This is a genomic window from Cellulophaga sp. 3_MG-2023 (assembly GCF_030546975.1).
Classification (GTDB): Bacteria; Bacteroidota; Bacteroidia; order Flavobacteriales; family Flavobacteriaceae; genus Cellulophaga.
Genome location: NZ_JAUOPS010000001.1, coordinates 886,918 through 901,440, shown reverse-complemented (window position 1 = coordinate 901,440; position 14,523 = coordinate 886,918). Strand labels below are relative to the sequence as shown.

Sequence of the window (14,523 nt, the reverse complement as noted above, 5' to 3'; positions counted from 1 at the left end):
TTTGATAAGGCTTTTTTGATTTTAATAGATGAATAATAAATAAAAAACCCTTTACTAATTATTTAGTAAAGGGTTTACTTGTTTTAAAAAGCTAGGTTTTTAATCTATTCTGTAGGTTTATCTACAACTAGTTTGTTTGCTCTGTTAGCAATTTCCCATGCTGTGTAAAAAACTAATCTAGTTCTGTTCTCTAATAGATCGTAGTTAATCTTATCTGGAGTATCAGATGGTTGATGATAATCATCATGAGTACCGTTAAAATAGAAAATAATAGGGATGTTGTTTTTAGCAAAGTTGTAGTGATCACTTCTGTAGTAAAAACGGTTAGGATCATTTTCATCATTATAAGTATAATCTAAAACAACATTGGTGTATTTTTTATTTACTTCTTCAGATAAGTTGTGCAATTCTGTACTTAATTTATCAGATCCAATAAGGTAAATATAGTTTCTGTCTCCTTCACGCTTAGGGTCAATTCTACCAACCATATCAATATTTAAATCAGCAACAGTATTTTCTAAAGGAAAAATTGGATCTACATCTGTATAGTGCTGAGAACCTAATAGACCTTTTTCTTCACCAGTAACGTGTAAAAATACAACAGAACGTTTTGGTCCGTTACCATCTAATTCAGCCTTTCTAAAAGCTTCAGCAATTTCTAGTAATGCAACAGTACCAGAACCATCATCATCAGCACCATTATTAACTTGTCCGTCTGCAGATACACCAATGTGGTCTAAGTGAGAAGATATAACAAGGTATTCATCTGGTTTCTCAGAACCTTTAATGTAAGCAACTACATTTTCAGACTTTACATCTTTATTGCCGCTTTTTAAATCTACATTTAAAGTAGTGTTAACAACTTTAGGTGTGTTATCTGTAGCAATGTTTTTAACAATGGCGTTTGCTAATTTAGAATTAACTAAAATTGTTGCAAACTTATTAGGTGTTGCAGGTTTAGGAGAAATTCTTTCTCTACCGCTTTTTTTCATTTGAGCAAAATATTGCTGGTATCTTGGGTAGTTGTTTTCGTCGTAAAAAATAATACCTACTGCACCTTTTTCTTTTGCAGTTTCAACTCTTTTTGCTAATGCTTCAGAAGGGTTGTTCCAAGAAGATTTTTCTTTAGAACCAGACAATACATAAGTACCATCATCATTTTTAGGTTCTCCTACTTTGGCTACAATAATTTTATCTGTAACGTCTAAGTTTTTATAGTCAGAGTAGTTTTCTTCTTCTATACCAAAACCTACATATACAACATTAGTGTAGTCTCCAGAAGCAGCAGTAGTAGCAACATAATCCTCTCCTAATTTGTATTCCGTTCCGTTTATGCTAAGAGAACCTGTAGGTAGTTTAGATATCTCTAAAGGAACATCTTGAAAGTAGTTACCATCTGCTTTAGCTGGTTTAATACCTAAACCTATATATTCTTTTTTAATGTATTCTATTGCCTTTTTTTGTCCAGGTTTTCCTGTCTCACGGCCTTCAAATTCATCAGAAGCATAAGTGTATAAGTGTGTTTTTAATTCAGCTTCGGTAATAGTGTTACCATAAGTTTCTGGATTAGCTTCCACAGCATTTTCCGTTTTCTTTTCGCCTGTAGTTTTCTGAGTCGAATTACAGCTTACAGCCAAAGCTAAGGCCATAAATGCTAGTTTTTTCATATTTGGATTTTTAATTGTTCTTGTATTTTGAAAAGTACTAAAAAATGGGCAATTATAAGTTATGCTTTAGGTTGTTTGTTAACATTTTAATAACAATGCTCTTTTGTTGTGTTTTTGCAAGTGTAGGTTGTTTTTACGTATGTTATTGTTAGTTTTATAATTAAATTTATAGCAATAATGTGTTTTGTTTATTCTGTTACAGTCTTTTTTTAAAGGCTTTACAGTGGTTTTAATGGTTATTTAAGTCTTTGTTAGATAACTTCTTGTTTTTTTATTAATATTTCAGCTTTTGTATTAACCTTTAGTTAATAAAATTACTTCTGTTGCAATATTTTAATGTATTTTGTGTTATTTAACATATTAAATAGTAAGTATTTATACCTTTAATAAAAGTTAGATTATTGCCACTGCTTTTAGGTGCATGACTAATTATTTGATTAAAATTTTACTAAGCAATAATACATATTGTAGTTGTTTTAAAATGGAAGAGATTATGTTGGGGTTTACAGCAGGTGTAAAATAATTGATATTATTAATGTTAGAATAAAAAATAAAAACAACCCATAACAAAACCTCTAACCAACCTTTCTTTATGAAGAATTCTTTTTCTGAACGCTTAAACTACAAGGCAGAACGCTTTTTAAGCAAAGGAGGCTCATCAATCTTTAAGAGTCTTTTAATTATATTTATCGTTGTATTTGTATTTCTGGTAGGACTGCGATTATTACTTATAAATCTTTTTCCTAGTCTAGATTATACAGGAAACATTTTTAGAGATATTTGGGTTACTTTTTTAGAAATGACAGATCCTGGTAATATGAATCAGGATAATGATGCACCAACTTTTTTAAAGGTTTTAACGGTTTTATCTGGCTTAACTGGTGTTATTTTGCTGTCTATGCTTATTGGTTTTATTACAACTGCCTTAGATACAATGTTGTATGATTTTAGAAAAGGTAGGGGTAAGGTTATAGAAAGTAACCACACTATTATTTTAGGATGGAATGAGCGTGTAGTAGATGTTATAAGAGAATTGATTTTAGCTAATGAGAGCGAGTCTAAAGCGTCTGTTGTTATTTTATCTAACACAGATAAAGAAGAAATGGATAACTTAATTACTAAGCGTTTGCCAGATATGATGACGACAGAGGTAATTACAACTCAAGGAGATTATGCCAATATTAACGAACTAAAACGTATTAATTTACACTCGGCTAGGTCTATTATAATACTTGCTGGTTGTTCTGAAAGTGCAACTTTAAGTAAAAAGAAAGCTAGTGATGTACAATCTGTTAAATCTATCTTGGCAATTACAGCCTGTCAAAATGGTAAAAACGAGTTGCCAATTATTGCAGAGATTTTTACCAAAGAAAAAAGAGATATTATAAGCTTTTTTGAAGATGATAATATTATTGCTATTGATAGCTGGAATATTATGGGTAAGCTTCTGATACAGACATCTTTAACAAGTGGCTTGGATTCTGTTTATAAAGAGATTTTATCTTTTGATGGCTGTGAAATATACTTTTATGAAGATGATTGGAATAAGGTGTCTTTTGGAGAATTAAGTTATTATTTAAAAGACGGTATTCCGTTGGGTATTTACTCAGAGGAAGAAGGTTTGGTGCTTAGGCCTCCAGTAGATAAAGTACTAAACAATGGAGATTCTGTTGTAATTTTAGCAGAAGATGATTCTACAATATCTTTTGAGGGGAAGCAATACTTTTTTCCTAATAGAGATAAAAAAATTATTGATGTTTGTTTAGAGCAGAAGAAAAAACGAATTTTAATCTTAGGTTGGCATAAAGTGGCCGAAGTTTTTATAGAGGAGGCTACGGATTACTTATTAGAAGGTTCAGATTTTGATATTTTGTTTGATGAACCTACGGATGAATTAACGCAGATAGTTACAGAAATTAAAGGTTTATATCCAGATTTTAATATCAATTTGCATAATTCTAATCCTTTAGATCTACATAAGCTTGAAGAAATTAATCCAGAGGGTTATGATACTGTTGTAATATTGTCTCAGAGTATGGAAGAGCAATCTGCAGATAAAATAGATTCTGATACCCTAATTATTTTACTGTTACTACGTAAACTAGTACAAAGCGCAGACGGACTACATATAATTACTCAGGTTTTAAATTCTGAAAATCAAGAAATAATTACACAAACAAATGTAGATGATTTTATAATTAGTAATAAGCTAATTACAATGATATTAGCGCAATTAAGTGAAGAGGCTTTAATGAAGACTTTTTACGATGATATTTTCTCTGAAGATGGAAGTGAAATTTATGTAAAACCAGCAACACTTTATTTTGATACTTTTCCGCAGAAAATAACTTTTGCAGATGCTATTTTTTGTGCACAACAGAGAGATGAAATTTGTCTAGGAATTAGAAAAGGTAATTTAAGCAAAAGCTTAGAAAATAATTTTGGTATTACTTTAAACTTATCTAAAGACACAGAAATAGAATTATTAGAAGATGATTTTTTAATTGTATTATCTGAAGACGAGCTGTAAAATAGTGACTTTAAAACATTAAAAAGGAGTTTATTTTACAAAATAAACTCCTTTTTTTATATGATACATTATCTTAAATAATACTCGTAAACCAGTGTGATATATGAGATAGACCATTAGAAACTTCATTAATTAAAGGAATGTCATAGCTTAAACCTTTGCCAACAGAATATATTACAAATAACACATAAAGTAGTAATAGTAACTTTGCGTGTATTCCTTTTATGCCTTTTTTAGAAAGTATAAATATAAAAAATACAATTACGGTTAGTATTAAAAGTAGCACTCGCAATTGCCCTATGTTTTCAATAGTGTCTGCACTCATTTCTATAGGTCCGTATATTAATGTAAACAAGAATAAAGGAAAACCCAAAGCAAAGCAAACATCAAATATGTTACTACCTAAAGCATTAGCAACAGCGTCATCATAATTACCTTTCATTGCATCTTTGTAAGATATAATAGTGTCTGGTACACTTGTAGCAGCAGATGCTAAAACAACAGAAACAAAGTAAATAGGCATACCAGTTGCAGCACCAAATTCCTGGCAAGCTTCTACCAGCCAAAAACAAGCTAATCCTATAAATAAAACGGAAACAATTAGTAATCCAATAGCTTTTACTTGGTTTATTTTAGAATCTCCAAGAACAACAGTAGCTAAATCACCTTTAAATAAGGCAACGGCTCTGTTGCCGCCATCAGCCTCTTCTTCGTAGTCGTTTTCTACTTCACCTGGTCCTTGACTAAGTAGCATATAGCCAACGTAAACAAAGTAAAGTGCCATTAAAATTAAACCGTGGATCCAATTTAAAGATGTACCGCTAATTACAAATATTAAAGCTAACTCTGCTAAAATTAATGCTATACCATCTCTGTATATTACTTTTTTAGAAACTTCTATTTTGGAAGTTATCTTTTTTCCTATTACAACTAAAATTACAACCGCAGGTATAATCATTGCATTAAAAACAGCGCTACCAGCTGTTGTGCCAATACCACCAGAAAACCCGTCTTTATCTTTTAATACAAACAAAAAAAACAGTGTAGTAAATAATTCTGGTAAGCTGCTGCCTATAGCGTTTATAGTGGCGCCTTTTATACCTTCTTTCATGTTTCTGCCTAGGTAATTAGATGCCATTTCAAAGCCATCACAGGCTCTCCAAATTATAATACAGGTTATTAATATGAGTCCTAGTGAAGTTAAAATTGCCATAAATAGTTTGTTGGTTTTGGGTAAATTTAAATAAATAAAATAGAAAATGTTTAAAAATATTATTGGGTGGCATCAAATGCAATTAATATGTAACATTTGTTACGTTCTATTTGTTAGAAAATATAGATATTTACGACTCTTAATTATAGTATGACAAAATATTTAGATGCTTTTATTAGTGCTTTTTCAGGTTCTTTAAGTTGGACCTGGAAGTCTATAATTTTTGATGTGCCTTGGTACACCAACTATTTTTGGGGATTATTACTTATTTCCTTAGTTGTTTGGAGTTTAGAAATTGTATTTCCTTGGCGTAAAAATCAGTCTATATTTAGAAAAGATTTTTGGTTAGATTTTTTCTATATGTTTTTTAATTTCTTTGTTTTTTCTATAGTTATTAGTGGTTTTTACAAAGTGTTAGAGTTATTGTTTAACTCTAGTGGTATTACAATTAAAAGCTTAGCTATTGTAGATGTGTCTAAGTTGCATATGGCTTGGCAATTATTAATTTTCTTTATAGTTTTAGACTTTGTGCAGTGGTTTACACACGTATTGTTGCATAAATTTCCTGTATTGTGGAACTTTCATAAAGTGCACCATAGTGTTAAAGAAATGGGTTTTGCTGCTCATTTACGTTACCATTGGATGGAAAACGTATTGTATAAGCCATTAAAAACCTTTGGTGTTTTAATTTTAGGTGGTTTTGAGCCAGAACAAGCATATATAGTTCACTTTTTTGCAATAACCATAGGGCATTTTAATCATTCTAACATAAAAATTACGTGGGGACCATTAAAATATATATTTAATAATCCGGTAATGCACCTATATCATCATGCGTACACAATACCAGAAGGTTCTTATGGTGTTAATTTTGGAATTAGTTTAAGTCTTTGGGATTATATTTTTAAAACAAACTACATACCAGAAGATAGTGGTACAATACGTTTAGGTTTTAAGGGTGATGAGCATTTTCCTGAAGGGTTTGTAAAGCAGAATTTATACGGTTTTACAAAAGATAAAAATGTAGAGTAGTGTTTATTGATTTTTATAGTTTAATTAAATTGTAATTGTCTATAAAAAACCTTTTTCACATAAACTGTGGTATGTAAAAAAGGTTTTGTGTGTGTCTTAGTTACTCTTTAAATTACTTAACCCAAAGGCTGTCTGTAAAATAATGTTTACAATCTAAAAAGTTTGTAGCAAGAGTGTAACCTGTTTTTGTGGCTAAATCTTCAATCTCATTAAGGTCGTATTTTTTAGATAACTCTGTCCAAATAAGCTCGTTCTGATTAAAATTAATCACTTTATCTAACTTTTTAAGGTAAACCTGTTGTTTTTTAAGGCTTACAATATAACTTTTTACTTCTCCGTTTGTTGGGTTGTAATGGCAATAAAAATCAAAATCATCAATTTTAAAATCGGCCTCTAACTCTCTGTTAATACGCAGTAATAGGTTAAGGTTAAAACGTTTTGTAATTCCGTCTTTGTCAAAATACGCATTGTGTATGGTAATAGGGTTCTTTTTTAGATCTATGCCAATTAGTAACTTATCCTTAGGCTTCATATTCTTATTAAAAAGCTGTAGTAGCTCTGTAGCTTCATCATAGGCATAATTACCAATGTTACTTCCTAAAAATAGCAGTAAACTTGGTGTAGTGTCTTGTTTAAGCTCTTTAAGCATTTTAAAATAGTCGCCAATTTTAGGTTTAATAGATACACTTGGTAAGCGTTCTTTTAGTTTTTGGGTAAGCATATCTATTGCTTCTTTGCTGATATCTATTGGTATGTAGTGAAAAGCAATGTTGTTTTTCTCTAAATATTCTAATAGTTTAAAAGTTTTAAACCCGTCGCCAGCACCAAACTCTATAATGTTAAACGGTACGTTAAACTCTAGCGCATCAACAATTTGTTTTGCTTGAAGCGATAAAATCTCAAATTCACTATCTGTTAAATAGTATGATTGCATATGCATAATTTCCTGAAAAATTCTGCTACCTGCATCATCGTAAAAGTATTTAGAAGAAAGGTGTTTTTTTGGCGTGCTTAGGCCGTCTAATATATCTTTATCAAAAGTATAATCCATAATTTATTGTGCAAGTCTTATTCCAGAAAATAACCAACGCATATCTGGCTGAAAAAAGTTTCTGTATGTTTTTCTACTGTGGTTCTCTTGTGTTGCTATAGAGGCTCCTCTAAGCACGTGTTGGTTAATCATAAACTTACCATTATACTCACCTAAAGCACCTGGAGCTTTAGAAAAGTTAGGGTAAGGCAAATAGGCACTATTGGTCCATTCCCAAAGCTGACCGTAGTTTAGGTGTTCTGCAGCAACTTCCCACTCAAATTCCGTAGGTAAGCGCATTTGTTTCCATTCTGCATAGGCATAAGCTTCGTACATACTAATGTGTGTAACCGGTTTATTTAGTTCTACGGGTTTAAAACCGTCCAGAGTATAGTAGTGCCAAACACCTTTAACTTTGTGCCAGTATAAAGGAGCAGTAATGTTGTTTTTGGTAATAAAATCCCAGCCTTCTGCGTGCCAAAGGTTAAAATTGGTGTAGCTACCAGCTTCTATAAATGCAATATACTCTGCATTAGTAGTTAAGTTGTTGCTAATTTTAAAATTATGAATATAAGTTTTGTGAACACCTAATTCATTGTCAAAACTAAAACCAGAAGTGTTGTGTCCTATTTGGTATACGCCTTCTTTTATGTTAATAAACTCTTGTTTTTGTGTAATATCATTTAGTATAATATTGTTTTTAAGAGTAGGGAAGGTGGGCTGATTACCAAAAATGTATTTAATATCATAATAAAACAACTCTTGGTGTTGCTGCTCGTGGTTTATACCTAGTTCTATAATCTCTATGGCTTCTTTTGGTGGGTTAGCATCTAAAAAGGCGCTCATTTTGTTATCTACATAGTCTCTATAAGTATAAACTTCGTCTACAGTTGGCCTAGTCATTAATCCTCTATTAGGACGTAAAACACGTTCGCCAGCATTGTTATAGTAGCTATTAAAAAGATATGCAAAATCGTCATTATAAACGGTATATTCTGGGCTAAATTCTTTTAAAACAAACTGCTCAAAAAACCAAGTGGTATGTGCTAAATGCCATTTAGGTGGCGACACAAATTCTGTTGGTTGAACAGAGTAATCTTCAGTTTTTAGGCCTTTACATATGTCTGTAAATTTGTTACGAGTATTTAGGTATGCGTCTTTTATATTAGTCATTTACTATGGTTGTATCTATAATAATATCACTTTGTAATGTTCTGTGAACAGGGCATTTAGAGGCTATCTCTTTAAGTCTTTGTTTTTGTACTTCATCTAGGTTGCCTATAAACTTTAATTTTTTAGAAAGATGGTCATATTTAGTTGGTTTATCAACATCTAGCATTAAATCTGCACTGTGTTTTTTTGCATACGTAATATAAACAAAAACTTCTTGTAAATCCCATTTTTTGCGCTGCGCATACATTTTTAAAGTCATTACGGTGCAAGCAGCTAAACCTGCACTTAGAAAATCGTAAGGAGACGGACCAAAATCATCACCTATATCTTCTGGTTCATCTGCAATTAAAGTATGTTTTTTGGTTTGTATTGTTGTGGTAAAATTGTCTTCTAGTAAGTTAAGGTGTCCAACCAATTGTTCACCATCTGTAGAGAGCATCTTATTCTCTTTAGGCTCAAAATAACGCTGTACCCAAGTACCAATTACATTACCAGCATAAACACTATCTTTTGGGTTGGTAAGTAGGTGGTCTGCTTGGTCTAAACTTACAAAGCTTTTAGGGTGGTGTGCGGTTAAATAAAGCTCCTGAGCGTTGTCTACACCAACTATGGTATCTATAGGTGAGTGCAGTATTAAAATAGGTTTACGCAGCTCTTTCGTGATTTTAGGTAAATCGGTTTTGCTAAAATCTTCAGCAAATTCTTTATTTATTTTAAATGGCCTGCCCCCAATATTAACTTCAACAGCACCTTTTTCTGGTATACTACCAACATCGTGAGTAAATAAATGTGTTACGTGGCTAGCTGTAGAAGGTGCGCCAATGGTAGCAACTGCCTTAATATTATCTAGTTTTGATGCTGCTACAATAACGGCTGCCCCACCAAGTGAGTGTCCAACCAGTAGGGAGGGAGCATCATAATGTTCTTTTAAGTAATTATTTACGGCAATAAGGTCTTCTACGTTGGCAGAAAAATGACTGTCTGCAAATTCTCCTTCACTACGTCCAAGCCCAGTGAAATCAAACCTAAGAACACCAAAACCGTGACTAGTTAAAGATTTACTAATGTTTTTTACTGCTGTTAATGTGCTACTACAAGTAAAACAATGAGCAAAAATGGCAAAATAGTTTGGTTTTTGGTTTGCAGGCAGCTCTAAATATCCTTGTAGCTGTAATCCATTTTTATTTTTTATATGTAATCTAGTGCTCTTCATAAGTTAGTTTTGATGTGTTAACGTGCTTAGAAAACTTGTTTAGTAACAGTTGTACTTTATGTGTAATGTGTGTTTTGTAAAAGGGTTTATTAGTTTTTTTTGATAGTAATTTTTAAACTTTTTTTTGATGGTTAAAAGGTTAAAAATGTGTAAACTTTTGTGATAATTTCATTTTCAAATTCAGGTTGTAAATCGTTTACAGTGGTTTTAATTTAGTGATGGAAAACACATATAATTCCGATCGGTATTTTTTATAAAACACATATTTTTTAATGTTTTGTATGATTTTTAAAAATTTGTTATCCAGTACTTTAAATGTTTTAATTTGAATATAAAGTTTAATAATGAATACTTGAGGTAAATTTGTATTTTATCCTATTGAAGAAATAAAACTTTGTTGGACACTCTGCACCCCAATGAACAATTTATAAACAGCTTTTGTGCACAAATGGCATCTGCCATCTAATGCAGTTATATAAAGTTGTTTTTCTATCATTCTAAACTAAAAAAACTATTCTACAACTTCTACACCTTTCCAAAAAGCAACATAACCTTCTATTGGTTTTGCCATTTTTGACACCTCTGGGTAATGCCAAGCAGCATCTTTATTTTCCTTACCATCTACAGAAAGGCTATAGTAATGGGCTTTTCCTTTCCAAGGACATGTAGTATGTGTAGTTGATGCTGTAAAAAACTCTTGCTTAATGCTCTCTTTAGGAAAATAATGATTGTTTTCTATTACTATAGTATCGTTACTCTCTGCGATAACAGTGTTGTTCCAAATTGCTTTCATAAATGTGGTTTTTAATTTATTTGTTATTATTGGTTATTTTGTCGGAAAAAAGGGTTTAAAATTACAGTGCAACTATGGTGTTGCTTAGCAGTTAATTAGCTGTTTTGTTAGCGGTATTCGGGGTTTTCAAAGCTCCACTTTTTGCCATTATCCCAGCCTTCACGAGAATTACCATAACTTGGGTAACCACCTTGTTCTTTCAGCATTTTTGCTAAATGCATAAGGTTGTAGGTCATAAAAGTGGTATTTCTGTTGGTAAAGTCAGACTGCAAGCCAACAGGGGTGTCTAGTTTTTCTCCTTTCCACTCGGTGTCTCCGTAGCTAGGTCCTGGGCCAACCTCACCAATCCAACCAGCATCTGCTTGTGGTGGTATAGAATATCCAATGTGCTGTAAAGAGTATAAAATACCCATTGCGCAGTGCTTAACACCATCTTCGTTGCCTGTTATGATTGTGCCACCAACTTTTCCGTAAAACAAATACTGTCCCTTTTCATTTGTCATACCACTCATAGCATATAGTCTTTCAATAAGTTTTTGAGCAATAGAAGACTTTTCACCTAACCAAATTGGAGTCCCCATTATAAGGATATCTGCGTCTATAATTTTTTTAAATAGTTCTGGCCATTCATCTTTTTCCCAGCCATGTTCTGTCATATCTGGATAAACACCACTAGCAACATCGTGATCTACAAGTCGTAATTGATCTACAGTTACATTCTCTTTGCGCATGATTTGCTTAGAAACCTCCATAAGTTTAGAAGTATGACTTTCTGATGGTGATTTTTTTAGCGTACAGTTAATGTACATTGCCTTTAAATTACTAAAATCTGTTTTTTGCATAGGATCTGTTTTTTAGTTTTGACCAGATATTAAGAGCTACAGGATAGCATAGAACAACCTACTTTGTTTTTTGCCCAATCTGGTCTTTTGGCAAACCACTTTTGATGTTCTGGTTGTTCTTTGTACGGATTTTTTAATAGCTGATATAACTCATCTAACACACTATAATTTCCGTTATCAGCTGCGTCAATTGCTAATTGAGCCATATAGTTGCGTAATACGTACTTAGGGTTGGTTAAATTCATCTTTACTTTACGTTCAGAATCTATAGTTTTTTCTAACTTTAACCTGCTCGCATATGCTGTAAACCAATTAATCCAATGTGCTTTGATGTCATCTGTAAGTGCAGTAGGAGTATACAAAGCTTCTTTAAGCTGTTTTAGAGCGTCTTTAGGAGCTTCTGTGTTAAATGCAGTTAAGTTTCTATAAAAGATGGTCATATCGGTCTCTAAACGCTGCAAATTAGCTTCTAACTCTTCAATTAGTTTAAAGTCGGAATCAAATTCAGAATACAAACCAATTTTAGAACGCATCATTTTTAAAGAAGCTTTATCATAACCAAGTTTGTAATTGTCTAAAATGGCTTCTAGGGGAGCGGCCTCATTAACCAACGGAAACAAAGCATTTGCCAATTGAAAAAGATTCCATAACCCAACATTAGGTTGATTGTTGTAACGGTAACGCCTATTTTCGGCGTCTGTAGTATTTGGTGTCCAGTCCGGATTATAATCGTCTAACCAGCCATAAGGACCATAATCTATAGTTAAACCTAAGATAGACATATTATCTGTGTTCATAACACCGTGCACAAAACCTACACGTTGCCAATGCACAATCATATCTAACGTACGTTCTGCAACTTCTTTAAAAAATGCAATGTATGTTTCTTTAGATGGGTTGCCTAAATGCGAAAAATGATTTTTAATAGTGTAGTCTACTAAGGTAGTTAGTGTAGAAATATCTTCTCTTGCTGCCAATAATTGAAAATTTCCAAAGCGTAAAAAACTTGGCGCAACTCTGGTAACAATAGCTCCTTTTTCATAAGCAGCATTACCATTGTACAACATATCTCTTAATACACTATCTCCTGTAAGCGCTAAAGAGAGGGCTCTTGTAGTTGGCACACCTAAATGGTACATAGCTTCGCTACACAAATACTCTCGTACAGATGATCGCAATACAGCTAGACCATCTGCTGTTCTAGAATACGGAGTTTCTCCTGCTCCTTTAAGCTGTAAAGCCCATATTTTATTATTGTGTTCTACCTCAGCAAGGTTAATAGCTCTACCATCTCCTAATTGTCCGGCCCAATTGCCAAATTGGTGTCCGCCATAACACATAGCATACGGTTTAGTGTCTGCCATAACGCTATTACCTGTAAACACGTTTAAAAACTCTTTACTAGCACTATCTTTTTTAGTTAGCCCAAGAGTTTGCAACATATCATCAGACACGTGTATTAACTGTGGATTAGCTGTTTGTTTAGGAGTAACATAAGAGAAACACGCATTAGAAACCTGTCTTCTAGAGTTTTCTAAAATAGGATCTGCGGGTAATTGTGATGTAAATCTATTTTTTAAGTTAAATTTCATTACTTAAGCTTGATCAATTATAGTATTCCACTTATCACTTCTTTTGGCAATAGCTTTTACATAGCCACAAACAGCTACAGCTTTGTACCCTTGTGCAGTAAGTAGCTCAAAAGTTTGTTCTACTAATACTTTACCAACGCCTTTTCCTCTTAAACTAGGAGGTACTTCAGAATAGACCAAATACATTTTGCCATCTTTAAGTTTGTAATCTACAAATGCAGTGGCACCTTCTACATCCATAGTAAATTTTTGATTTTCTTTATTGTGTATAATTTTCATTCTTTTTAAAATTTAAAATACCTGCAAGTCATAAAGAATTACAGGTATTGTATGTTGTATTAAGCTGTTACGCTTTTTAATTTATCTGCGTGCATTTGTCGTAGTTTAGCTAATTTAGGATCTATAACTACCGTACAATAGCCCATTGTTTTATTGTTTTTATAAAAACTTTGGTGGTCTTCTTCGGCATCATAAAAAACACCTATGGGACTAAGTTCTGTTACAATAGGGTCTGCGTAATACGGAGCCATTTCTGCTAAAACAACCTCAGCAACCTCTTTTTGCATTTGGCTATGGTAATAAATTACAGATCTGTACTGTGTGCCAGCATCTGCACCTTGTCTGTTTAATGTAGTAGGGTTGTGGGTGGTCATAAATATAACCAGTAAATCTTGGTATGATATTTCTGCGGCATTGTAGGTAACCTGTACCACCTCTGCGTGCCCAGTTAAGCCAGAGCATATTTCTCTGTATGTTGGTCTACCAGGCGCAATACCACCTGTATATCCAGAAACTACCTTTTCTACACCTTTAACTTCATTAAAAACTGCTTCTGTACACCAAAAGCATCCTCCACCAACAGTTAACGTTTCTAATTTTCTATTCTTCATTCTTGTATTTCCTTTCTATTTTGTAATTGTAAAGCTTCTGAGTTTATGCAGTAGCGTAAACCACTAGGTTCTGGTCCGTCTGGAAAAATATGACCTAAGTGAGCATTGCATGTATTGCATAAAACTTCTACTCGTATCATTCCAAAACTACTATCTTTTACATATTTAATAGCATTTTCTTTAATGGGTTGTGTAAAACTAGGCCAACCAGAGTTAGACTTAAACTTAATGTCTGAGTTAAACAATGGCGTATTGCAACAAACACAATTATAGTTACCGTTTACAAAAGAACTACATAAAGCACCTGTGTGTGCTGGTTCGGTTCCTTTTTTACGTGTAATTCTGTATTGTTCTGGTGTTAACAACTGTTTCCACTCACTTTCCGACTTTTCAACTTTAAAATCTGGCTCTAAATTGCCTTTTACAGCAAAATGAATTACATTTTTCCAAGTTAGCATAAACCAATTTCCTTTCTACTTTACAATTGTTATGATACTGTTATATTACTTGTGTGTTTTGTCGTACTAAAAGCAAATTCCTATCAAATT

Annotated in this window: 13 protein-coding genes; 2 read left to right on the top strand and 11 right to left on the bottom strand. The window is 32.7% G+C overall.

Translation table 11 applies throughout. The features are described from left to right. Positions 1 to 104 precede the first annotated feature (104 nt). Positions 105 to 1,667, bottom strand: coding sequence for a M28 family peptidase (locus Q4487_RS03730; RefSeq protein ID WP_303541637.1), 1,563 nt, complete (start codon positions 1,665 to 1,667; stop codon positions 105 to 107). A 592-nt stretch (positions 1,668 to 2,259) separates the two neighbouring features. Between Q4487_RS03730 and Q4487_RS03725 the strand changes: the two genes are divergently transcribed. Continuing rightward, positions 2,260 to 4,197 carry a hypothetical protein gene (locus Q4487_RS03725; protein WP_303541639.1) on the top strand — a complete coding sequence of 646 codons (1,938 nt, stop codon included), beginning with the start codon at positions 2,260 to 2,262 and terminating at the stop codon, positions 4,195 to 4,197. Between the two features lie 73 nt (positions 4,198 to 4,270). Here the strand turns inward: Q4487_RS03725 and Q4487_RS03720 are convergent, their stop codons facing one another. After that, positions 4,271 to 5,410 (bottom strand): sodium:calcium antiporter, encoded by a 1,140-nt coding sequence (locus Q4487_RS03720; RefSeq protein ID WP_100895758.1) that lies wholly within the window; start codon positions 5,408 to 5,410, stop codon positions 4,271 to 4,273. A 150-nt stretch (positions 5,411 to 5,560) separates the two neighbouring features. Here Q4487_RS03720 and Q4487_RS03715 point away from each other — a divergent pair, with 150 nt between their 5' ends. Next, entirely contained in the window at positions 5,561 to 6,442 is an 882-nt protein-coding gene (locus Q4487_RS03715) for a sterol desaturase family protein (protein ID WP_303541642.1), read from the top strand. 112 nt (positions 6,443 to 6,554) lie between these two features. On the opposite strand, the gene Q4487_RS03710 is transcribed toward Q4487_RS03715, so the two are convergent. From Q4487_RS03710 to msrB, 9 genes are all read right to left on the bottom strand, one after another. After that, a complete protein-coding gene (locus Q4487_RS03710) occupies positions 6,555 to 7,493 on the bottom strand; it encodes an L-histidine N(alpha)-methyltransferase (RefSeq protein ID WP_303541644.1) in 939 nt (312 codons plus the stop codon). A 3-nt stretch (positions 7,494 to 7,496) separates the two neighbouring features. Next, positions 7,497 to 8,645, bottom strand: a complete 1,149-nt coding sequence (gene egtB / locus Q4487_RS03705) for an ergothioneine biosynthesis protein EgtB (RefSeq protein ID WP_303541646.1) — start codon at positions 8,643 to 8,645, stop codon at positions 7,497 to 7,499. Beyond that, the gene (locus Q4487_RS03700) at positions 8,638 to 9,858 is read right to left on the bottom strand and encodes a bifunctional alpha/beta hydrolase/OsmC family protein (protein WP_303541648.1); all 1,221 of its coding nucleotides are present in this window, start codon (positions 9,856 to 9,858) and stop codon (positions 8,638 to 8,640) included. Before Q4487_RS03700 ends, egtB begins: the two co-directional genes overlap by 8 nt. 511 nt (positions 9,859 to 10,369) lie before the next feature. Then, positions 10,370 to 10,651, bottom strand: coding sequence for a DUF427 domain-containing protein (locus Q4487_RS03695; protein ID WP_100895762.1), 282 nt, complete (start codon positions 10,649 to 10,651; stop codon positions 10,370 to 10,372). 107 nt (positions 10,652 to 10,758) lie between these two features. Continuing rightward, positions 10,759 to 11,493 (bottom strand): flavodoxin family protein, encoded by a 735-nt coding sequence (locus Q4487_RS03690; RefSeq protein WP_303541650.1) that lies wholly within the window; start codon positions 11,491 to 11,493, stop codon positions 10,759 to 10,761. A 29-nt stretch (positions 11,494 to 11,522) separates the two neighbouring features. Further along, complete coding sequence (locus Q4487_RS03685) at positions 11,523 to 13,085, bottom strand: YdiU family protein (protein ID WP_303541652.1); 1,563 nt, start codon at positions 13,083 to 13,085, stop codon at positions 11,523 to 11,525. Positions 13,086 to 13,088: 3 nt separating this feature from the next. Further along, positions 13,089 to 13,364: a GNAT family N-acetyltransferase gene (locus Q4487_RS03680; RefSeq protein WP_303541654.1), complete on the bottom strand. Its 276-nt coding sequence runs from the start codon at positions 13,362 to 13,364 to the stop codon at positions 13,089 to 13,091. A gap of 59 nt (positions 13,365 to 13,423) precedes the next feature. After that, positions 13,424 to 13,975: a peptide-methionine (S)-S-oxide reductase MsrA gene (gene msrA, locus Q4487_RS03675; RefSeq protein ID WP_100895766.1), complete on the bottom strand. Its 552-nt coding sequence runs from the start codon at positions 13,973 to 13,975 to the stop codon at positions 13,424 to 13,426. Then, on the bottom strand, positions 13,972 to 14,433 hold the full coding sequence (gene msrB / locus Q4487_RS03670) for a peptide-methionine (R)-S-oxide reductase MsrB (RefSeq protein WP_100895767.1): 462 nt from the start codon (positions 14,431 to 14,433) through the stop codon (positions 13,972 to 13,974). Before msrB ends, msrA begins: the two co-directional genes overlap by 4 nt. Positions 14,434 to 14,523: the final 90 nt, after the last annotated feature.